We start from the raw sequence: 22,367 nt of genomic DNA, 5'->3' as shown, positions 1-22,367 counted from the left end.
TATAAGAGAAAACTATGACACCTGACCTGCATTCAAACCCTCTATTTAAAGACTATTTCAGTAATAATCATGGGTATGATGAATTATTAGGGGAAGATGGCAAACTCCGCCCTCACTGGGAGACTTTTTTTCAGTCCTATTGCCAATTAGGGAACGAAGAAATAGCAGGCCGTAACGAGGGTATGATGCGTCTGCTAAAGGAAAACGGGGTCACGTATAATATTTATGGCGAGCCTTCGGGAATGAATCGGCCCTGGAATCTTGACATCATACCCTTCCTCATCGGTAAAAATGAATGGCCAGGTATCGAATCAGGTCTTTTACAACGAGCCGGTCTTTTAAACCTCGTATTGGGCGATATTTATGGTGAGCGGAAACTGATCCGAAACGGGATCCTGCCTGCAGAACTGATTTACAACCATGCCGGTTTTATTCGTCAGTGTTCCGGTATCCGGCTCCCCGGACGGCACCATCTGGTTTTATATTCCGCCGATCTGGCCAGAAGCAGGGATGGGAAGGTATGGGTCGTCAATGACCGTACCCAGGCCCCTTCCGGTTCCGGGTATGCCCTTGAAAACAGGACTGCCATGACCCGGATCATGCCGGAATTGTTTGACGGATTGAAAGTGCGGCATCTTTCGCCCTACTTTAATGCGCTGCGTAACGGTCTGAATGAAATAGCCCCCAACCAGGGGCTGAACCCCCGGATCGTCATCCTTACCCCCGGTTCCAATAATGAAACTTACTTTGAACATGCCTATTTGTCCTCTTACCTCGGTTTTACCCTCGTACAGGGTAATGACCTGATCGTAAAAAACAATTATGTCTGGTTAAAGACCATGGGCGGTCTGGAAAGGGTGGATGTGATCCTGCGCCGGGTGGACGAGCTTTATTGCGACCCCCTTGAATTAAAAGAAGATTCGCAATTGGGTATCCCGGGTCTGTTACAGGCGGTCCGAAGCGGAAATGTAAGTATTGCCAACCCGATCGGCAGCGGCATTCTGGAAAATCCGGGGCTTATGCCTTTTTTGCAACAGGTATCCCGTTATTTTTTATCGGAAGACCTCCTCATTCCGACCATTGCCTCCTGGTGGTGCGGCCAGCCGAAAGAACTGGATTATGTCCTGGCAAATTTACCTTCCTTAGTCGTCAAACGTATCCACCGCAGTCCGACAGGGAGTTCATCTATCGATGGAGCTTCCCTTTCGGTCAAGGAACTGTCTGAACTCAAACAACGGATCAAGGCCCACCCTTCTTTGTTTGTCGGCCAGGAGAAAGTCGATATTTCTTCTACTCCCTCCCTGATCAACGGGAAGATCGAATCCCGTAAAGTTTTGTTCCGGAGTTTCCTGGTGAGTAATAAAGAAGGTTATGTAGCGATGACCGGAGGCTTGTGCCGGACCTCTTCGGAGGCCGGAAATTTTTTGATCTCCAACCAATTGGGTGGTATCAGCAAGGATGCCTGGATCCTTTCTCCTGAACCTGTCCGGTTGGTGACACCTTTGAAGGAAACCCCGGAAAGATCTACGGTGACCTATAACGACATGTTGCCAAGTCATGCTGCAGAAAATTTATTCTGGGTAGGCCGTTATACAGAAAGAGTGCTGGGCAATGCGCGGTTCCTGCGGACAGTCATGCAATTCGTAGCGGAAGGCAATAAACTCCTTACTGAAAATAACAGCCAGACGGAGCGTAGTCTTTTGGTGGCGTTGACCCAATATAGTTATACATATCCCGGATTTGCAGGAGAGGGAAGCGAAGAAAAGCTGGACGATCCCTGGAAAGAATTAAAGGATATTTTGTTGAATGAAAAAAGGGCAGGGAGCCTGAAAAATAATTTTTTGCAATTCTACCGGGCGATCCATGAGGTCCGCGAGCATTGGTCCACGGATACCTGGAGGGTATTAAGGGCTATAGAAGAAGAGTTCCGGCAGGATATTCCCTTAACGCATCAGGGGCATTTGCGGATGCTGCATACCCTGGATGATCTGATTACCTCTATGGTTGCCTTCATCGGTCTGAACAGGGAAAGCATCTCCCGGGAACAAGGATGGATCATGCTGGATGTCGGCCGTAAGATAGAGCAAAGCCTTTTATTGATCACCATGCTGCGAACGACAATGGTAGCCAAATACAGTGACCTGGTAGAGTACAACCTTCAGCAGAGTGTATTGATGAGTAACGAAAGCCTGGTGAATTACCGGTATAAGTACCGGATGCCGCTCAATAATGAACTGGTATTGGACCTTATGCTTTTCGATCCGAATAACCCCCGGTCCCTGACTTACCAGGTGGATCGTTTGAAGGCCTATCTCAAAAATTTGCCCAAGAACCAAACGGGTTATTTACTGACCGAATATGAACGGCTGATCCTGGAAGCGGATACCCTGCTGAAACTGGCGGACAAACGGGAGCTCGCTTCGGGCGGAACCGAGGATGAATATTCCAAACTGGATGGGTTCTTATCCAAAATGTACGGTCTGTTATCCGCTATCCCGGATGTAATCTCCAGGACGTATTTCAAACATGAGCTCACCCCGAAAACTATTACCTTCCGATGACTTATCATATTACCCATAATACGACCTATACTTATTTTGAACCGGTAAGTCTTTGTCACAATGTGTTGCGGCTGGTTCCCCGGAATACCGATGGTCAGTATTGCCTGAATGCAACTGTCCGGATTTTTCCCGAACCGGATACGCTCCATGAATACACCGATTTCTTCGGCAACAAAGTAATTTATTTTTCTATTGAAAAAGAACATGCGCAATTGACAGTCCATGTACATTCCGAAATGGAAAAAAAGGCAAAGGGAAGCAGGGAGATCAATCTGTTCGATCAGACTAACGTCGGGACGGTAAGACAGAGTCTGATGGAAGTTGGGCAAAAGGCAGGGATGCAGGTTTCTGGTTTACAGGAGGCTGGCGAAATCAAACAATATGTCTTTGAAACCCCAATGACGGCCTGGAATGATGAAATAGAAGCCTATGCCAGGGTCTCTTTCCGACCCGGAAGGCCTGTCCTGGAGGCGGCCACGGAACTTATGCGACGGATCTTTTCGGATTTCCGGTTCACACCGGGTTTTACAACGGTCTCCACGCCGGTCGCCGAAGTGATGCGCGAACGAAAGGGAGTATGCCAGGACTTTGCCCATCTGGCGATTGCCTGTGTCAGGTCTGTTGGATTGCCTGCGCGTTATGTAAGCGGCTATATAGAAACGCTTTCGCCGCCGGGCGTAGAAAAACTAATCGGCGTGGATGCCTCCCATGCCTGGTTCAGCGTTTATATCTCTCATTTGGGCTGGATAGACCTCGATCCCACCAATAACGTATTGCCCGGAGATCAGCATATCACCATTGGTTGGGGCAGGGATTATGCAGATATCGCGCCGCTGAAAGGGATAATCATCAGCAGCGGTTCCCATGGTTTGGCCGTGTCGGTCGATGTAAGGAGGGAGGGGTAAGGGCGTTGGCTATACTCGCTGCATTCGTTGTGCTTCATGTTTTGTCACGTTTTGAAGAGTTACATCATGTTCTGAAATCAGTTTGTCAAGTAGGTTTCTCTTAATCAGGTTTATATGGTTTATCCTTGCTAAAGTTTCGGCTGATGAATTGAAATCGCTATTTGAAATTACGTCTGCACTAATTATTGAGATTTCATACGGTTATTTAACACATGGACAACATCCTCAAAGTCAGAACTGAATCTACCTTCATTTTCTCCCCGATCCACAAATGCATCCAGTTTGGTAGCCAGAAAATATGGTGCAGAAAATATTCGAATGGTTATACCTTTCTCCAGTGTCATGTGGATTGAATTGGAAAATGCCGGCGGGTACCATTTATTTGAAAACCCTAATATATCCTCAGATGTGGGCATAACATCCACCGTGATGCCATGGATAGTATAGCGACAGATAATTCCCGATGCTACATCATTAGCAAAGCCCTTACTTCTCACGAACTTTGTCGGAGCTTCGTCTCTTGCTCCTCCTTGTTCCTAACCTTCGCTTCGCTCGGTTATCTTCAATAGCAGCGTATTCTTTATATTGAATTATCTGGACAACTATATCGACATCGTCTGTAGGTCTTGTTTCCGTCTCTGGCCTCGTAGAATAAAGTGAGACGGTTGCTCCGCCTACGAAGACGACGTCTGAAGCAAGCTCTTCCAACGCCAGATGGACAGCTTTAATCCTGGCTATATTTTCGCGGTGACTCATAAGATGATTTTTTGCAATTCTTCAAGGGCAACTTTTAGCTCTCTTGTGCGGCCGACCCTGATTATATCAATACTCGCAAGCAATTTATATAATAGCTCGTCCTTTTTTGCGGCTTTAACAACGGATTTATACAATGGTTGAATGGCTAGCCCTCTCATATTTCCTTCAGTATCCGGCCAGACGTAGTTTAGTTCACTTTTAAATAATTTACTGTAGTAAGAGTAGGAATGAGCAGTAGGTATACCCGTGACCATGGTCCCTGGTACCTGGGGGAATACATAAGGAAGCCCATAGCGTATAAACTCCATTAATGACTGGCGATGAATCTTTCGTTTGCTTTCATCGACCAGTCCTGCAGTATGGCTTCGGTGTAAGGATTCGGATACCTCTGAAATGCTGAGGTAAAGTGAGGCAGCAAGGTCCCTATACTGCCAGTGGGGTTCAGCCACGGTCAATATTTTGAGAAGTAACACGATATCCTGTGGGCGCATGCCATTATGGGATTTCATAGTCCAAAGTTAGTTCTTTGTTCGTGATTTGCAAACAGCGAACAAAATAACACCTTTTATTTCAATACTAGCTATTAATCAATGACTTATCTTTGTCTGCCTTCTAATATCCACCTAAACTGGTTGGCAAACTTTCCATCCGGGTCCCAAACAAATCCCGCTTTATTCCTGCTTAAGAAAGCGCACTACCTGCTGCCATTCCTTTGTTTCAATCACCAGGAAATAGATGCCGGAAGCAAGGGATTGAACAGGGAGGGTGAAAGAATTGGCTCCGGTATGAAGACTAACAGAACGGGAAAACAATAGTTGTCCCTGGACATTGCAGATCCTCAGCACAGCTTGCGTTCCGCACTGTGAGAACATGTCTACGCCTAATAGGTCGCGGGCGGGATTAGGATGTAACCGGACAGACAGGAATACAATATCATTTCGGGTCAGCGCAACTATGGGAGAAAAAAAATGAGAACCTTGCCGGTCAGTCCATTCCAGCCGGTAGAGTACCGTCCCTGCCAGGACAGTCTGGTCTGAATAGCGAAAACTTTCCACCCCGGGTTGATCCGGCAGCGTTGCTAATGCAGTAAAGTTCACCTGGTCAACGGACCTTTCAATCGTATAGGACCGGATATCACCGGTTATCCCTGACTGATATAGAGCCCAGGACAACAAAACTTCCTGGTTTTGCAGGCGCCCGGTAAAATATTTCAGTGCGGAGGAAGCCAATACTATACATACCTGGGCGGTAACCGGGGGAGGCGCATAACTGGCCTGCCTGCTACCGGTTTGTCCGGGTCCGGCGCCATTGGGCTGGCCAACGCAGGACGTTTTGGAACTGCCGCTACTTACTACTCCGTTTGGACCGCCGTTTATGGAAGCACTGACTGCAGCCGGAAATACTGAACCTGCTGCCCAGATCACTCCACCGCCGCCACCTCCTCCGGGGCCTGTACAATCATTCACCAAATTGCTTGCATCGGAACCCCGGGCGCCATTGGCCTGAGCCGTAATAAGGCCTGTGACTACAGCGGCATTGATGATAACGGTACCGCCGGCTCCTCCGCCACCGCCTCCATCTCCTTCGGCCTGGGTCGGATCCGAATTCGCAGGGTTGAGCGGAGAAACCCCATTGGCCATCAATCTACCGCCGTTACCCATGACCACCGAAGCTGAAAGAATAATAATACCACCACCATTGCCGCCCGGCAGGCCTACTCCGTTATTCTCATGACCGCTACCGCCCCCGCCGCCAAAAAAGATCCTGTTGACAGATGTTGTATATCCATAAGTAGCCAGGCTGAGGCCCCCGATACCCGGGTCTGCGCCATGACAACTGAAGGTGGATTCTCCGGTCCTTTCCCCGCCAGCTCCTCCTGCTCCATAGTGGCCTCCTCCAGCCCCGCCTGTATTCGCATTGTTGCCGCCTCCGCCGCCATTGGCGAGTTTGCCGCGGCCATACTCTTCGTTAAGAATATAGGCGGCAATTCCTTCTCCCTTTTTACCTCCTGTATAATCTCCGGAAGCCGGAAGGGGCAGGTAATAATTAGTCACTGCAGCGAACCAATCACAATTATACTGCGGAACAGGATAATTCACGAGATTTCCCCCTTTGAATCCCTGCCCACTGACATCAATATCTGCGTTCAGATAGATCGTGTCCGCCGCTTCGATAGCAACAATCCCCCCTTTACCGGATACAGGGTCCCACGCAGAACTGCTGATCCCGCCTGATAGGGTAACCGATTGATAGTTCAGCACTGAAACCATCTGCAATTGCCCCGCGGGATCATACGAATTCGCTAATTGGTCCTTAAGCCACACTTCGTTATTGATGACGTTGCAGACAGTATTGAATTCATAGTTACCTGCGCTATTAATATTCGTAATGTCCCCAAAGGCAGATGCGTTAGCGGAATTGATCGACGCACCTTTAGCCTGGATGAGCAGGATCCGTTGTCCGGATGTCAGACCGGCGGCATTATCTACTATCAGTGAATTCGCAGAAGTGTTCACCGTTGTGACCGTAAAATAGGAATTGACAATCCCCTGGACGGATTGGGCCGACCCTTTCAGGCAGCCACAAAGGAGAAGTACCATTAGCAGAACGATGGGTATGGACCCTTTCATGGGATTGGATTATGGCTTAAAAATACAAAACTCCCTTCGTAACTGCAAGCAGGGGCGAACTACCAGGGTGGAATAGGGGATTTACTATTTTTTAGCAGATCCCCGCATATGGTTAGTTATCCCTGACAAATTTATTTGGGCTGCCAGCAGTTGGAATTCCGGTTGTTGCATCAAACGGTCTTTGTCCCTGAACCCATATTTAACGGCCTTCAGTAAATCGTTTTCTGCCGCTTTTGCCTGTTTGCCCCGGGCATGTAGTATGGCAGAGAAATACCAGGCTTCATTATTGGAGGAATCTGCTATTTTATACAGATCTGTAAAATATCCGGCTTCATTATTCGAATTACTGTTGATAAAGTGGTTGCTGTAGGAGTAAAATGCCAGGGATAGATAGGCAAGCAGACGTTCGTTCATTGCGCTTTGGGCAGTTTTCGCATGGCTCCCCGTTTGAAGCTCATCAATGGTTTTTAACCAGTATTGCCTGTCTGACTGCTGAAATTGTCGCATGTATCCCGCCTTGGTATTTTGTTCAGTGACCAATATATTTTCTTCTGTTTGTAGTTGCTTCCGGTATAGGGAATTGTTGATAAGGGAAGCCAATTTTATTTCAAACCAACCGGCTTGTGGAGTTAATCCGTCAAGAAAACTTATGGAGAGTTTGTATTCCCGCCCGGCTTTTACCAGTTGATTCATAGGAGAATAGATCTCCAGCTTTTTTTTACTTTTCTCTATATAACGGTTTATAAATGCCTCACTGCCGGGGATTGCCTTTTGTCGCATGGCGTCGAGTTGCAGCCCGGCAATGGCAGTATTCATAGTATTCAGGGGCGCCCATTCGTGTTTCCCGTCGAAAAGAATCAGGTGATGGCGGGTTCGTGTTTTATCGAGGGCCTTGCTGATCGCTACCAGATCGGTCAGGTTAAGATCGCCTTCACCGGCAATGGCGGTGAAACTGAAGTGGAAATCAGCAGGCGTTGTTCCATCGGGCAGCCCGGCTCCGTTTGCGATAACGCCTTTCACATCGGGATGCTGTAAGGCTATATAACCCGCCACTTTGGCACCGCCTGAGAACCCGCAGGTATAGATCCGCCCGGGGTTGATCGGCCAACGGTTTTTTGTATCGTCAAACATACGTCGCCAGATGATTTCTGAGGTTGCCCAGTCATTCCCATTCTTTGAATTGTTGCTGCCGATAAATATAAAACCATATTCATCGGCAAGGGATTTATATTTAGTCAGGGGAATTGCCCCATTGGCATGCGGATCGAAAAAATAAATGACCGGCAATGGCTCTTTGGTGATTTTTGCCGGAATATATAAGGCATAAGATTGAGTAGGATCTGCTTTACAGGTGACCGTGTCTGTTATTTTGCCGGCCTTTATTTGTTCAGGCGACTGAACCTGACTTATTCTGCCCATGGCTGAACTGACATAGAAAACCAGAACCAGCATAATTAGCTTACTTGTTTTCATTTTTGTAATCCCTCCACGAAGACTTTTTAATGCTAAGATAGACTGCGGCTAATGAATAGTTGTTAAACCTGCAAAAACGGTGAAACTTTTGCGACCTTTAGGATAATGGAACTTATATGTCGGTACCGGCTTGCCATGGTATACTTGTTGTAATATAATAAATCCTAAAAATCTACAACCACCCAAAATCAACCAGACCAGATGAAAGTATATACCTGCAGCAATTGTCAGAACCCTCTCTACTTCGAAAACAGCCAATGCCTGAACTGCGGGCATGAAGTGGGGTTTGATCCGGTTAACCTGACTATGATCACCCTGGCGCCTGTTAATCAGTCTCCGGGAAAACCCGATTCTGTTCCAGGTACGAAATCCTATTCTAACGCTATTAATAACAAAGAATTATATCAATATTGCCGGAATGCGGAATATGCCACCTGCAACTGGCTCATCCCGGCAGTTTTGACCGTGCCTGTTGTTGCAAATAATTCACTTCATCAGGGTTCAGTTCCTCAGGGTTCCCCTCCTCAGGATTCCTCTCCCGACGAAGGCTACTGCATAGCCTGCGCCTTAAACAGGGTGATACCCGACCTGAATAATGAGGAGAATCTGCGGCGGTGGAAAAATATGGAGGTTGCAAAACATCGTCTTATCTACTCCCTGCTCCGTCTGCACCTTCCCTTTCGGGTTAAAAAGGGCAAACCGGAAAATGGCCAGACGGACCAAATCAATGGCGCGGAGCTAACCGGCCAAGCCGAAGAATTCATCGAATTTGATTTTATGGCCGATACGCCGACAGGGGAAAAAGTAATGACGGGGCATGACAACGGCGTAATTACCATCAATATCGAAGAGGCCGACGAAGCGGAGAGGGTCAGGCACAAACGTGATCTTGGGGAACGGTATCGGACTTTATTGGGACATTTTCGCCACGAAATAGGTCATTTCTATTGGGATGCTCTTATTATGGACGGCTCTTCCCAGGAAAAATTCCGACAACTTTTTGGGGATGAAAGAATGGATTATACAGAGGCGCTGAAAACTTATTATGCTAATGGCGCCCCGGCCGACTGGAACCAACATTTTATTAGCCCATACGCTACATCTCATCCATGGGAGGACTGGGCGGAAACCTGGGCTCATTATTTACATATGATGGATACGCTGGAGACGGCTTGGGCATTTGGAATCCATATCGATCCGGTGGAACTGGAGACCGAAGCCGGTATGAAGACAAAGATCAGCCAGGATCCCTATGACCGAACGAGTTTCGACCGGCTCATCAAAGGCTGGATCCCTTTATGTTTTGCCGTCAATAGTTTAAACCGTAGTATGGGGCACCCGGATTTTTATCCTTTTATCATTTCTGCCCGGGTAATTGAAAAACTTCGTTTCATTCACGAGGTCTGCCACAGCAAAACCTGAACTTCAAAACCTGAACTTCAAAACCTGAACTTCAAAACCTCATCTGCCAAACCTTAACCGTTCAACCTATTCCTAACTCTTCCTCCTGAAGCGTCTTAGATCCAAGGTATACGGATACTCCTTATTCACCTCTTCCGCAGGAGGGTCACAAAGGAAAGGCAAACGATCCTGGGCAATATAGCGGCTCACTTCGGCAAGACCAGGCGATGGCTGTAATACATCCTGCGTATGCGAGGTAACGCCAAAACGGTTGAAACGTCTTGATTCGGCTTCATAAGCATTAACCGGGAAGGCATCATAGTGCCGGCCTCCGGGATGGGCGACATAATAGGTGCAGCCTCCGATGGAGCGGCTGTTCCAGATGTCGATAATATCGAAGGTGAGGGGCGTGTCGACGCCGATAGTAGGATGCAGGGCGGAAGGAGGCTGCCAGGCCCGGTAGCGGACCCCGCAAACAAATTCTTCTTTGATGCCGGTGGAGATCAGCGGGACACGGTGCCCATTACACAACAAGGCATATCGGTCGCCATTCAAACCTTGTAATTTGACCTGCACCTTTTCCAAAGAAGAATCGACATAACGCGCAGTGCCGGAACTGGACATTTCTTCTCCCAGCACATTCCAGGGTTCTATGCCCATTCGGATCTCCATATCTATACCCTGTAACTTTACGGACCCATAACGTGGAAAACGGAATTCAAAAAAGGCATCGAACCAACTTATATCAAAAGGATATCCGGACTCCTGAAGATCATGCACTACCTCCAGCATATCTTCCCGCACAAAATGCGGAAGCATGAATTTATCATGTAGTTCCGTTCCCCACCGTACCAGGTCCTGTTTATAAGGTTTCTTCCAGAATTTGGCGATCAGTGCCCGGATCAGCAGCATTTGCACCAGGCTCATTTGCCGGTGCGGAGGCATATCGAAGGCACGGAATTCCAGGATCCCCAATCTCCCGGAAGAGGTATCGGGGGAATATAATTTATCGATACAAAATTCCGAACGGTGTGTATTGCCGGTAAGATCCGTGAGCAAATGCCGGAAGATCCTATCCACCAGGTAGAACGGAATAAACCCGTTATCCGGTACCTGGCCAAAGGCGATCTCCATTTCATATAACTTTTCATCCAGCCCTTCATCCATACGGGGGGCCTGGCTGGTTGCGCCGATAAAAGCGCTGGAGAACAGGTAGGAGAGGCCGGGATGATGTTGCCAGTAGGCGATCAGGCTTCTCAGCAGATCAGGTCTTCGGAGAAGGGGACTGTCGGCCGGTTTGGCTCCTCCGATCGTAATATGATTGCCGCCTCCGGTGCCCGTGTGGCGGCCGTCCAGCATGAATTTTTCGGTGCCCAGACGGGATAAGAAAGCCTGTTCATATAAGGTATCGATCGTATGGACTAATTCTTTCCAGTTGGCCGCGGGTTGAATGTTAACTTCGATGACGCCGGGATCGGGAGATACGACTAGACGTTCCATCCGGTAATCCCTCGGCGGCTCATAACCTTCGATACGGACCGGGATCTTTAATTTTTCAGCTGTGGCTTCGATAGAAGCGACCGTATCCAAATAGTGCTCCAGGTAATCCATCGGAGGCAGGAAAATATAGAGGATGCCATCGCGTACCTCTGCGCATAAAGTTGTTTTAATCACTTCGATGTCAATCGGTCTTTCGAGCTCATCGATCCTCTCCTGGTCGTTGATCTTTTGCAGGGCTGCGGCAAAACGACGGCGTGCCGTTTCCAGCTCATAGGCCTGTCCATAACGGGTGCTCACTGTTTGCTGGTAATCTCCCAGCGACGGTAACTCCTCGAAAAGACTTCTTTCCACCTTTTGCGGTTCTTTTGCCTTGGCAATCAAAGGGAGCGAATCGAGGGGTAAACGCAGACCGATCGGCGAATTACCGGGAACCAGGAACAGATGTCCTCTTTTTAATACCCATTTACAACTCTGCCATTCTTCGGCAATATAATCCCATTTCAGCGGCAATGTATAACCAGCGGGAGTACCTATACCACCTCCCTGGCCAACTCCAGCCGTATCTCCACCATCACCGGCAACGCTTTTCCCATTCGCACCCATATCCAGAAGCCGGAATAACGTCTTGCGTTCGATCGGATCCTCCAGTTTGATCTTTAAGGGATCTATATTGACCGGCAATTTGCCTTCAGACCATAATAAATAGAAGACATCCTCATAGGCCTCGCTGATGTTGTCCGCGCCCACTCCTAAATGTTTAGCTAATTCGTGTATGAAATCATGGGCGTCGGCTGCCGTATATTTTTTTTCTATTTTTTCATGGGCGATCAACTGGTCATTTCTCCAGATCGGGACAAGATCCTTTCTCCAGAAAAGGCCATACTGCCAGCGGGGAAGAGCTTCGCCGGGATACCATTTTCCCTGACCGTAATGGATCATACCGTTTGGCCCGAACTGATCCCGCAAGCGGAATATCAGATCATGCGCCAGCACCCGCTTTTCCACGCCATCTGCAGCGGTATTCCATTGTTCCGATTCCATATCGTCAATAGACACAAAGGTCGGTTCACCACCCATAGTGAGACGCAGATCGCCTTCCAGCAGGTCTTCATCTACCTTCAAACCTGTCGCTTCGATCGTGGTCCATTGTTCCTGCGAGTAGGGTTTGGTCACCCGGGGGTCCTCGCGGATGCGGGTTACGGTATTCGAAAAGGAAAATTCGGTTTCACATTCATCCGTGGCACCGACCACCGGAGCTGCACTGACATAGTTGGGAGTACAGGCCAGGGGAATATGTCCTTCGCCGGCAAACAAACCGGAAGTCGGGTCCATCCCTATCCATCCGGCGCCGGGAATATACACTTCCACCCAGGCATGCAAATCGGTAAAATCTTTTTCGGGGCCTGAAGGACCGTCCAGTGATTTGATATCGGCCGTTAACTGAACCAGGTATCCGGATACAAACCGCCCCGCCAATCCTAAGCGGCGAAGAATATGCACCAGGAGCCACGCGGAATCCCTGCAGGAGCCCAATGCCTTGGACAGGGTTTCCTCGCAGGTTTGTACCCCAGCTTCCATGCGTATATTATAATTAATGTCCCGGCTGATCTTTTGATTGACATACACCAGAAAGTCATTGATATTCCTGGGGCTTTTATCGATGGCTTCCAGCCATTGATCCAGCAAGGGGCCATGCTCCTTAGTTTCCAGGTAGGGAAGCAGTTCGCCCGCAAGATGTTCCTGATACACAAAAGGATATTTCTCCGCATACTCCTCGACAAAAAAATCAAAGGGGTTGATGACGATCATATCGGCGATCACCTCGACTTCTATACTCAGCTCTTTCGTTTTTTCGGGGAAAACCACCCGCGCCTGGTAATTACCAAAGGGATCCTGCTGCCAGTTGATAAAATGTTCCTTTGGGGTCACCTTAAACGAATAGGCCTCGATCGGCGTACGTGAATGTACGGCCGGTCTTAACCGGAAAACATGGGGAGATAAGGAAACGTACCGGTCATAACTGTACGTGGTTCGATGATTGATGGCTATCCGTATAGACATAGATCGGCATGGTTTGGGATGAATAGCGAAGCAATCGTTTGGCCTTTTATCATTTTAGCCTCCTGCGGCAGAACTGCCGGAAACCCCTTTAAATCTTCGGGTTAGCCCAAGATAATCAATTCCCCTCACAAATCGGGAAGGCATTTCTTATGCTTTTCTTTTTTAGTAAAAGAAATTATTAAAAATAATTGGCTTGATTTTCAGTCTGTTACAAAAAAGTAGAGCACTAATTTTTTTTATTAGTGCTTTATTAAGCCATTGATTAAGGCCCTCCTCTTTATTTCGTATCATCTCTTAACGAATAGAATTGCTTATGAAAAAGATACTCCTGGGTGTATTCCCGTCCTTTTATTTTAGACGACGATCCCTCCTTCCTCTATTTCTTCCGGCACCGAATTGCCAACGGTATTTATAATCTTTTTTAGCTGATTTTTTCATCTGCCTTGAAGCAGGTGGAAATTTTTATCGCCCAACCCGGCAAACAGCTCATATTTAAAAATCATAAACCAACACTAACGATGCTACCCCCCGTATTTTTCCCGCCATGAGTAATTAAACTGTAGTTATACCTGCAAAGATAATGATGAGCCTTCGGCCCTGGCGCCCGTGGCGCTTTATGCAATTCCATAATACTAACATAAAAATGCTATGAAATCGAATTTTATAAAATGCATGCTCATGCTGCTATACATTCTCCCCATGTATGTATCCGCACAGCAAAGAGCCATCAAGGGGAAAGTGACGGATGCCAAAGACGGTAGTCCATTATCAGGGGCGACCGTTTCTTCGGGAACTGGTGCTGGCAGGGTTGCCGCCACTACCAATGATAAAGGCGAGTTCACCATTTCCCTTGCTCCCGGCTTAAGGGAATTGACCTTTTCCTACGTGGGCTTTAAAGACGTGGTGGAAAAGATAAACGCGAGAGGAGTGGTCAATGTAGTCATGAATCTCGGTGGGAAAGACATGGGTGAAGTAGTTGTCGTAGGGTATGGAACGCAAAAAAAGACAACCCTGACAGGGTCGGTAACCATGCTTAAGGCCAGTGAGATTGTCGTAACCAGGAACGAAAACGTATTGAACATGCTTACCGGTAAAGTACCCGGTTTGCGTATGGTACAGCGGACCGCCGAGCCCGGAGGATACGAAAACTCCTTCGATATCAGGGGGTTTGGCGCTCCTCCGCTGTTTGTTATCGACGGTGTGCCGAGAGGGGGAGTGGAAAGAATGGATCCTAATGAAATTGAAAGCATTTCCGTGCTAAAAGATGGCGCTGCCGCAGTATATGGTGTGCGGGCCGCCAATGGGGTCGTCCTGATTACCACAAAAAAAGGCAGCAACCGGAACGGCAAGTTCGACATCAACTATTCTGTCAACCAGGCCTGGCAGCAGTTCCTCGGAATGCCCGATGGAGTGGGGCCGGTAGACTACATGATGTTGACCAATGAAAAGTTGAAGCGGGATTTCGCCGCCAATTTTGTCGGCAATGTCGCTCCCGCGTACACCTATGAAAACATAAAGCCATGGATCGATGGCAAATTCAAAGGGGCGGACTGGATTGGCGAAGCCTTCAAAACAACGACCCCGCAGGTACAGCATAACCTCAACATCTCGGGAGGCAGCGACAAGGTCAGCGCATTTTTTAGTGTGGGATATATGAAACAGGATGGGTTGTATAAATCGGGTGACCTGAATTATAACCGGTGGAATATGCGGAGTAACATTAATCTTAAGATCACCGACAGGTTAAGGGCCCAGGCATTGATCTCAGGCTACCTTGATGAAAAGAACCAGCCTTTCCAGGAGCTGTATACGATCTTTAAATATACCTGGAACCAGATACCCATCAACCAGATCTATGCCAACAACAATCGTGACTACCTGAATGTGATGCCCGATAATGCCAACCCGGTTGGTATAACAGACGCTTCTAAGGTGGGATTCAAAAAGGCCACGGCAAAAAATATTCAAAGCCAGCTGAACCTCGAGTATGATATCCCGGGTATCAAGGGTCTGAAAGCAAAGGGTATGTTCAACTATGGATATAATGTAAATGATAATACGGCGCATAGGAAAATATACAACCTGTATTCGTACGATCCGACTACGGATACTTATAATGCATCCTCCGTAAACGGGGTAAATGGTAAAGGAACCCTGGAGCGTGACTATGGCAACAACATATCCACTCTCAGCCAGCTTTCCCTGAATTATACCAACACCTTTTTTCACAACCATAATGTGAACGCGCTCTTGTTATACGAACAAAGCCACTCGAAAGACGATAATATTTATGCGCAGAGATATGTACTGTTGCCGGTGGATTATCTTTTCGGCGGAGAAACCACCGATCTGCAGGGAGGTACTAATGTCAATGGTATCAGGGAATTGGCTACCAGGGCTATAGTAGGAAGGGTTAACTATGATTACAAAGGGAAATACCTGGCAGAGTTCAGCTTCCGCCGGGATGCCTCCAATAAATTCAAACCGGGACCCAGCCAATGGGGTTTTTTTCCGGCCTTTTCCGCAGGCTGGAGAGTGAGTGAAGAGCCCTTCTTCGGGCATCTCGTTTCCCCCAATGTAATCAGCAATTTGAAACTGAGAGCTTCCTACGGGGTATTGGGATACGATGAGGATAAAAATGTTCCCTTCCAGTACATATCGGGTTATACTTACCCTTCCGTCGATCCGGCCGATAATAAACCACTGGGATATGTGTTCAACGGCCAGTTCGTGAATGGCGCCGTGAGCCGCGGCCTGGTAAATAACGATCTCACCTGGTATACCTCATATACCAAAAACATCGGGTTGGATTTCACCGCCTTCAGGGGGTTGATCGAAGGTACTTTCGAAGTATTCAGACGCGATCAAAAAGGCCTGCTGGCTTTAAGAAATGCCCTCATTCCGGGAACGGCGGGTGTTACGCTTCCGTATGAAAACCTGAATGCCAATAGAACACAGGGCTGGGAACTTTCCCTTATCCATAAGAGCAGGATCGGAGATCTTGGCTATACGGTGGGAGGAAACCTTTCCTATACCCGTACCATGCTCAGAAATACCATTGAAGGAAAGGCCGGCAATGCCTACCAGCAATGGAAAAATGGCCAGGCCAACCGGAATACGAATATCTGGTGGGGCGTAGATTATGGAGGTCAATTTACCGACTATAACCAGATCTATAACCATACGGTGAACACCGGCGGCGGAAACAATAATGTCGTACCGGGCGATTATTATATGCAGGATTGGAATGGAGACGGCGTTATCAATGGGGATGACAATCACCCGATCGCCATACAGGATCTTCCTTTGATGAATTTCGGATTTACGCTCGGGCTTACCTATAAGGGTTTTGATCTGACTGCGCTTTTTGCCGGAGCAACCGGTTTCTATACGGAATACGCCGAACAATATGGAGAACCCCTGATGTATGGCGGAAGCGCGCTTGCCAAATTCCTGGACAGCTGGCACACCGCTAATCCGGACGATAATGTCTTCGATCCGAATACAAAATGGATACCCGGGAAATATCCGGCCATGGGATATAAATACGACCAGATCAAAAACACCACCAAAGGAGTATTGGACGCAACCTATGTACGCTTAAAAACACTGGAGCTCGGTTATTCCGTACCCCGTTCCCTGTTGAGCAAAGTAGGATTAAAAAATTGCAGGGTTTATGTCAATGGCTACAACCTGTTTACGCTTACCGGACTTGAAGGTGTAGATCCGGAACATCCGGGTCAGATCCCTAACGGAGATTTTAATTTCGGCCTGGGTGGCTATAAATATCCGCTGAACAGAACTTTTAATGTCGGCGCCAATGTTACCTTCTAAACTTATGAACATGAATTACATAAATAAATTATTTGCATTTGTTATACTGGGAGTAGTTGTTCTCTCTTCCTGTCAAAAGCTGGATATTAAACCGCCCAATATACTGAGCGACGACCAGATCTTTCAGAATGAAGCCGGCATCAATGCCTATCTCGCGCAGGTATACCGGAAGCTTCCCATGGAAGACTTTACCTACCGCCCGGCGGGCAGGAACCCAGGCGAGGGGGGCTTTAACCTGCATCACGAATGGGAACATTTTTATCATGCGGGTGCTGCCTGCGGCGAAATGGTTGGCCCATACGGTGGCTTGGACATTGGCGGTGGTTTCGGTTACTGGCCTTACAGCGATATCCGCGATGTGAACTATTTTATGGAGACGCTGCCCAAATATGCCAAGAACTTCGCAGGAAATAAGGTGAATGAGCTGATCGGCGAAGGCCATTTCCTCCGGGCTTATTATTATTTTGCGTTGGCCAAACGATATGGCGGCATTCCCATCATAAAGAACGTCCAGAATTATCCGCAGCAAACGATCGGGGAACTGCAGGTATTCCGCGATAAGGAAGAAGACCTGTGGAATTTTATAGGTGAAGACCTTGACTCTGCCTTTAACGCGATGCCGGAAACCAGCGTATCCGGAAAAGCAAACAAATATGCGGCTGCCGCCTTAAAATCCCGTGCCATGTTGTATGCAGGGAGTATCGCCAAATATGGTTCCGTGAATTTTGTGGATGGTGTTGCACGTGCACAGGGGTATGTTGATATTCCTGCCGATAAAGCAGATGGCTTTTTCCAAAAAGCCATCGATGCGGCCAAGTTGCTGGATGGCCATTATACGTTATACAGGGGCAATGCGACAGATAAAGTTGTGAATTATACGGATGTATTCCTGGACCCGCAAAGTAAGGAGAACATCCTGATCCGGAGTTTTTACGGAGGTGAACCCGAAAGAATGCATTCCTGGGATGCGACCATGTCACCTAACAGCGATATGAACTATATGTCGTCCGGTGGATTGTCGAGGGCTTATCCTACGCTGGAATTGATAGAACGTTTTGGGTCACTGAATGTAACCGAATCGGACGGAACTCCCAAACGTTACAATAAGCTGGTCGATATCCAGCAAGGACTGGAACCCAGGCTGCTGGCTACCATATATTTCCCTGGCGCGACATTGAGAGGCAAACCCTTCGATACACAAAGAGGGATCTATCCATCTTTTACCGGTACGGCTGCCGATGAAGTGGCCAAACCGTCAGGGAACCGCACTTACCTGCTTTCCGGTGATCATGTTACGATGTACAATGGCAAATTGATCGTCGGCAATGCCGGGATGAGCACTGCGGGCGATAATAACACACGCACGGGTTTTTATGTACGTAAATACATCAATTATAAAGAAACCGATATTTCAAAGATCAACCTTTTTTCAAGTACTACTCCCTGGATAGAGTTCCGTTATGCCGAGGTCCTGTTGAACAGGGCGGAAGCGGATATAGAGACCAATCAATTGGGAGACGCGCTCATCTGCCTGAACGATATCAGAGACAGAGCCGGTGCCCCGGCCTTGACCCAGGCCGACATGACTACTGACGTCGTGCGGAATGAACGCTGCAAAGAGCTGGCTTTCGAAAATCATTACTGGTGGGATATCAAAAGATGGAGGATCGCGGACGTGGTATTGAACAATGCCCGCTTTAAGGGATTGATGCCTTATTATGTATTTAGCGAGGATAAATTCATCTTCCTGAAAGAGCAAGAGACATTCGGCAGGAACTACAATTTCGAAAAGAAATTCTATTACGAGCCCATCCCGGGTGGGGAACTTGGCAAGAACCCCAATCTTTATCCCAATAATCCCAATTACTAGAACAAAAAAACTGTGATATATGAAGCTACGATTAAGTACAATCTTGTTAGGGATGTCTATATTGATTGCAGGTTCTTCCTGTATCAAAAAGGACAATTATCCCGGTCCCGATGCTTCCCTGGAAGGGAATCTTTTTCAGGACGGCACATCCTCAAAGACAAATATCCAGACCTGCACCGGTAATGTCAATATCAGGCTCGAACAATTAAGCTGGAGCGCAACACCTGCTCCGCAGGACATCCCGGTAAAAATTGACGGAACCTATCAAAATACCCAACTGTTCAAGGGGCATTACCGTGTTTCCATAAAAGGAGGGGCATTCTGGCCGGTTGCGCCTATAGAAATGGATATCGCCCAGGGAGCCAAAAATGATTTCCAGCTGACACCCTATCTGCTGATCACCAATCTGGCCCACGACCTGTCCGGTACTACGCTCACCCTGAATTTTAACCTGGAAGCGCCCATTGATGGGGGGATTCCCACCATTATTGAGATACAGCCTTATGTGAACACGACTAAAATTGTAGGCCCCGGTGCTTCGATCTTTGATTTTTCCGATGTTAATAAAACACCGGTCAATAAAGAGTGGGTGGATATGACCCCCGTGAATAAGGCTCCTCAGATAGTCATACCAAACCTGATCCCCGGCCGCACTTTTTTTGTTCGGGTAGGCGTACGGTTTAACAATGACGACAAGAGCTCCAACCTTTCGGAGATCATCCAGGTCGACGTACCGAAATCATAATGCACCGGATAGGGAGGTATCAAAATGAGTAAGTTCCGGATGGACCAAAAATGTAAACAGATGAGGAAGTTCAGCAAACTCTTAATTTTTCTTCTTGTATGGCTACCGGCTGTCTTTGGCTGTTCCAGACATAAAGAAGGGGATGGAAGCGGAACGGAAGATCCTCCGGGAGGCGGGCATGTCTATGATACCACGGGTTTGGTATATAAATCCTACACCAACCTGGTCATGGCCGGATATCAGGGCTGGTTTGCCGCCGAAGGGGATCAGTCGCAAAGGGGATGGTATCATTACCAGGGACCGGGAGGTTTTTTTCCCGGTAATACGAATGTAGATCTCTGGCCTGACATTACTGAATATCCCATACAATATGAATCTCCGTTTGCATTTACCAGTGGAGCGAAGGCCTTCCTGTATAGTTCTTATGATGAAGAAAGCATCGATCTGCATTTTAAATGGATGAAGGAGTATGGCATCGATGGAGTACATATTCAGCGTTTTGCAGGTGAAATAAAATCCTCCAACACCAAGGGGAAAAGACACTTTAATAAAGTCCTGGCCAGTGCCCTTAAAGCGTCGAAAAAATACGGCCGTGCCATCAGCGTCATGTATGATCTCAGCGGATCTACCGGTTCGGATATTGCCTATGTAGAAGAAGACTGGAAGGAATTGCAAACCCTTTTTCATTTATCCGATAACAAAGAGAACCCTACCTATCTGTATCACAACGGCCGCCCATTGGTGACGATCTGGGGCGTCGGGTTTAACGATAACCGGAAATACACCACGGCGGACGTTAGCACCCTGGTAGACAAACTCAAAGGACCGGATAACCGTTTGGCCGTTATGTTGGGTGTTCCCTATTACTGGCGGACTCAGGGAGACGATACGGAGAAATCATCAGATCTGTTTGCGCTGATAAAAAAGTGCGACATAGTCATGCCCTGGGCAGTGGGCAGATTTGACAGCCGGACCTACAATCCGCGGAATGTGTACGACGATATCCAATGGTGCAAAACGAACAGGATAGACTATGTTCCCCTGGTATTTCCCGGTTTTAGCTGGGGGAATATGCATAAGGATCCCAGGATCTATAATGCCATTCCCCGTCTGAAAGGAGATTTTCTCTGGCAGCAGATAGCAGGGTCGAAAGAAGCAGGAGCAAAGTCCTTGTATGTAGCCATGTTCGATGAGATCGACGAAGGAACGGCCATTTATAAAACGGCGTTGGAGAAAGAAGTTCCCTTGAACGGGGGCGGCGGTCTGAAATTCGTGGGGATCGAAAATGACCTGAGTACAGACTATTATCTCTGGCTGACAGGGCAGGGGACGAATTGGTATCACGGTGCGTCCGGTTACGGCAGAATAAAACCAATCCGATAAAACCAATCCGATAAAACCGGTCAAATAAAATAAGTATTGCCAAAAAATAAGGTCTGCGGATCTAATAGCACAAAATTCCTAATAACTTTTAAATGCTAAGGAAATGAAAGTAATAAAATCAATAGTAGTAATCTTCACCACGCTGGCGGGCCTTACTATGACCGGCTGCAACAAACAAAAATTTTCGTCAAGGGATATCAGCGGTCTGAAGCCGACACCACCCCCGCCGCCGCCACCTGTAGTCTCCAATTCCGTAGAGATCGACAATTGCGATGTGGCTGACGGCTGGGAAACCGTAGGCTCACCGGTGATCGTAACCACGGCGCCGAAGGAGGGGAAGGGCTACCTGCAGGGTACCATTACGAAGGGTAATGATTTTCTCCAGTTCATCAGGACACTATCTTCCAATATCGACACCAAGGCTACGATGTTCAACGGGCAACTGCAATTCTGGTTTTTGGTTCCTGATGTGTCTTTGTTGAAGCTGGACGGCCAGATCCAGTTCAGCAGTGCAAAGGATCCTGACAATAAGCGGATTGGCTGGGGCATGGACAAGATCATCCCGACACTGCATAACGGGTGGAATCTTTTGAAACTGAATTTTTCAGACGGCTATGTATCCGGTGATGGCGGTCCCGATCTGACGGCCATGAACTTTTTAAAAATGTTCTTCTGGACTACGGACAAGGCCGCTGCTGACCAGCAATTCGGCTTAGACGATATCAAGGTGGTTGCCGTTCCTTCTCCGCCTCCTGTAGTGGTGGATAATTGTGATGCGGCTGACGGCTGGGAGACAGTAGGCGCCCCGGTGATCGTTACCACCGCGCCGAAAGAAGGGAAAGGATACTTGCAGGGTACTATTACCAAGACTAATGATTTTCTCCAGTTCATCAAGACACTGTCATCCCCTATCGATACCAAGGTCACCGTGGCTAACGGCCAATTGCAGTTCTGGTTTAATGTGCCGGATGTGTCCCTGTTGAAGGTAGACGGCCAAATCCAGTTCAGTAGTGCGAAAGATCCTGACAATAAGCGGATCGGCTGGGGTATGGATAAGATCATCCCGACGCTGCATAACGGGTGGAATCTCCTTAGCCTGAACATGGCTGACGGCTATGTCTCCGGAGATGGGGGTCCGGACCTGACAGCTATGAACTTCTTAAAAATATTTTTCTGGACAACTGATAAGGCAACAGCCGATCTGAATTTCGGTATTGACGGTATTATTGTACAGCAACGACAGTAAAA

At 47.8% G+C, this 22,367-nt stretch carries 13 protein-coding genes; 8 read left to right on the top strand and 5 right to left on the bottom strand.

Annotation, left to right across the window (positions count from 1 at the left end; all coding sequences use genetic code 11):
* Nucleotides 1–14: 14 nt before the first annotated feature.
* Together ACX0G9_RS16835 and ACX0G9_RS16830 are read left to right on the top strand one after the other, a co-directional pair.
* Complete coding sequence (locus ACX0G9_RS16835; protein ID WP_459066103.1) at nucleotides 15–2,561, top strand: circularly permuted type 2 ATP-grasp protein; 2,547 nt, start codon at nucleotides 15–17, stop codon at nucleotides 2,559–2,561.
* Nucleotides 2,558–3,466, top strand: a complete 909-nt coding sequence (locus ACX0G9_RS16830; protein WP_459066102.1) for a transglutaminase family protein — start codon at nucleotides 2,558–2,560, stop codon at nucleotides 3,464–3,466. Before ACX0G9_RS16835 ends, ACX0G9_RS16830 begins: the two co-directional genes overlap by 4 nt.
* A 486-nt stretch (nucleotides 3,467–3,952) precedes the next feature.
* On the opposite strand, the gene ACX0G9_RS16825 is transcribed toward ACX0G9_RS16830, so the two are convergent.
* The 4 genes from ACX0G9_RS16825 to ACX0G9_RS16810 all read right to left on the bottom strand — a co-directional run bounded on the left by ACX0G9_RS16825 (nucleotide 3,953) and on the right by ACX0G9_RS16810 (nucleotide 8,325).
* Nucleotides 3,953–4,222, bottom strand: a complete 270-nt coding sequence (locus tag ACX0G9_RS16825; RefSeq protein ID WP_459066101.1) for a hypothetical protein — start codon at nucleotides 4,220–4,222, stop codon at nucleotides 3,953–3,955.
* Complete coding sequence (locus ACX0G9_RS16820) at nucleotides 4,219–4,731, bottom strand: hypothetical protein (RefSeq protein ID WP_459066100.1); 513 nt, start codon at nucleotides 4,729–4,731, stop codon at nucleotides 4,219–4,221. Before ACX0G9_RS16820 ends, ACX0G9_RS16825 begins: the two co-directional genes overlap by 4 nt.
* A 162-nt stretch (nucleotides 4,732–4,893) precedes the next feature.
* Entirely contained in the window at nucleotides 4,894–6,852 is a 1,959-nt protein-coding gene (locus tag ACX0G9_RS16815) for a T9SS type A sorting domain-containing protein (protein WP_459066099.1), read from the bottom strand.
* An 84-nt stretch (nucleotides 6,853–6,936) separates the two neighbouring features.
* Nucleotides 6,937–8,325, bottom strand: a complete 1,389-nt coding sequence (locus ACX0G9_RS16810) for an alpha/beta hydrolase family protein (RefSeq protein ID WP_459066098.1) — start codon at nucleotides 8,323–8,325, stop codon at nucleotides 6,937–6,939.
* A gap of 201 nt (nucleotides 8,326–8,526) precedes the next feature.
* Between ACX0G9_RS16810 and ACX0G9_RS16805 the strand changes: the two genes are divergently transcribed.
* Complete coding sequence (locus ACX0G9_RS16805; protein ID WP_459066097.1) at nucleotides 8,527–9,747, top strand: zinc-binding metallopeptidase family protein; 1,221 nt, start codon at nucleotides 8,527–8,529, stop codon at nucleotides 9,745–9,747.
* Nucleotides 9,748–9,819: 72 nt separating this feature from the next.
* Here the strand turns inward: ACX0G9_RS16805 and ACX0G9_RS16800 are convergent, their stop codons facing one another.
* Nucleotides 9,820–13,287, bottom strand: coding sequence for a transglutaminase family protein (locus tag ACX0G9_RS16800; protein ID WP_459066096.1), 3,468 nt, complete (start codon nucleotides 13,285–13,287; stop codon nucleotides 9,820–9,822).
* Nucleotides 13,288–13,965: 678 nt separating this feature from the next.
* Here ACX0G9_RS16800 and ACX0G9_RS16795 point away from each other — a divergent pair.
* The 5 genes from ACX0G9_RS16795 to ACX0G9_RS16775 all read left to right on the top strand — a co-directional run bounded on the left by ACX0G9_RS16795 (nucleotide 13,966) and on the right by ACX0G9_RS16775 (nucleotide 22,365).
* Nucleotides 13,966–17,121 carry a SusC/RagA family TonB-linked outer membrane protein gene (locus ACX0G9_RS16795; protein ID WP_459066095.1) on the top strand — a complete coding sequence of 1,052 codons (3,156 nt, stop codon included), beginning with the start codon at nucleotides 13,966–13,968 and terminating at the stop codon, nucleotides 17,119–17,121.
* A 10-nt stretch (nucleotides 17,122–17,131) separates the two neighbouring features.
* Complete coding sequence (locus ACX0G9_RS16790; protein WP_459066094.1) at nucleotides 17,132–18,991, top strand: RagB/SusD family nutrient uptake outer membrane protein; 1,860 nt, start codon at nucleotides 17,132–17,134, stop codon at nucleotides 18,989–18,991.
* Nucleotides 18,992–19,010: 19 nt separating this feature from the next.
* Nucleotides 19,011–19,736 carry a DUF3823 domain-containing protein gene (locus ACX0G9_RS16785; RefSeq protein WP_459066093.1) on the top strand — a complete coding sequence of 242 codons (726 nt, stop codon included), beginning with the start codon at nucleotides 19,011–19,013 and terminating at the stop codon, nucleotides 19,734–19,736.
* Nucleotides 19,737–19,796: 60 nt separating this feature from the next.
* Nucleotides 19,797–21,119: a glycoside hydrolase family 71/99-like protein gene (locus ACX0G9_RS16780; RefSeq protein WP_459066092.1), complete on the top strand. Its 1,323-nt coding sequence runs from the start codon at nucleotides 19,797–19,799 to the stop codon at nucleotides 21,117–21,119.
* A 103-nt stretch (nucleotides 21,120–21,222) separates the two neighbouring features.
* Nucleotides 21,223–22,365: a hypothetical protein gene (locus ACX0G9_RS16775; protein ID WP_459066091.1), complete on the top strand. Its 1,143-nt coding sequence runs from the start codon at nucleotides 21,223–21,225 to the stop codon at nucleotides 22,363–22,365.
* The last annotated feature ends 2 nt before the right edge of the window (nucleotides 22,366–22,367 follow it).

The sequence above is a fragment of the Flavitalea flava genome, assembly GCF_054461575.1.
The sequence above is the reverse complement of the archived record's forward strand: the minus strand, read 5'-3'. Positions and strand labels throughout refer to the sequence as shown.

Bases quoted from the DNA above. Each gene is read 5' to 3' on its own strand.
- ACX0G9_RS16835 (WP_459066103.1), top strand. From the start codon at position 15: ATGACACCTGACCTGCATTCAAACCCTCTATTTAAAGACTATTTCAGT.
- ACX0G9_RS16830 (WP_459066102.1), top strand. From the start codon at position 2,558: ATGACTTATCATATTACCCATAATACGACCTATACTTATTTTGAACCG.
- ACX0G9_RS16825 (WP_459066101.1), bottom strand. From the start codon at position 4,222: ATGAGTCACCGCGAAAATATAGCCAGGATTAAAGCTGTCCATCTGGCG.
- ACX0G9_RS16820 (WP_459066100.1), bottom strand. From the start codon at position 4,731: ATGAAATCCCATAATGGCATGCGCCCACAGGATATCGTGTTACTTCTC.
- ACX0G9_RS16815 (WP_459066099.1), bottom strand. From the start codon at position 6,852: ATGAAAGGGTCCATACCCATCGTTCTGCTAATGGTACTTCTCCTTTGT.
- ACX0G9_RS16810 (WP_459066098.1), bottom strand. From the start codon at position 8,325: ATGAAAACAAGTAAGCTAATTATGCTGGTTCTGGTTTTCTATGTCAGT.
- ACX0G9_RS16805 (WP_459066097.1), top strand. From the start codon at position 8,527: ATGAAAGTATATACCTGCAGCAATTGTCAGAACCCTCTCTACTTCGAA.
- ACX0G9_RS16800 (WP_459066096.1), bottom strand. From the start codon at position 13,287: ATGTCTATACGGATAGCCATCAATCATCGAACCACGTACAGTTATGAC.
- ACX0G9_RS16795 (WP_459066095.1), top strand. From the start codon at position 13,966: ATGCTGCTATACATTCTCCCCATGTATGTATCCGCACAGCAAAGAGCC.
- ACX0G9_RS16790 (WP_459066094.1), top strand. From the start codon at position 17,132: ATGAATTACATAAATAAATTATTTGCATTTGTTATACTGGGAGTAGTT.
- ACX0G9_RS16785 (WP_459066093.1), top strand. From the start codon at position 19,011: ATGAAGCTACGATTAAGTACAATCTTGTTAGGGATGTCTATATTGATT.
- ACX0G9_RS16780 (WP_459066092.1), top strand. From the start codon at position 19,797: ATGAGGAAGTTCAGCAAACTCTTAATTTTTCTTCTTGTATGGCTACCG.
- ACX0G9_RS16775 (WP_459066091.1), top strand. From the start codon at position 21,223: ATGAAAGTAATAAAATCAATAGTAGTAATCTTCACCACGCTGGCGGGC.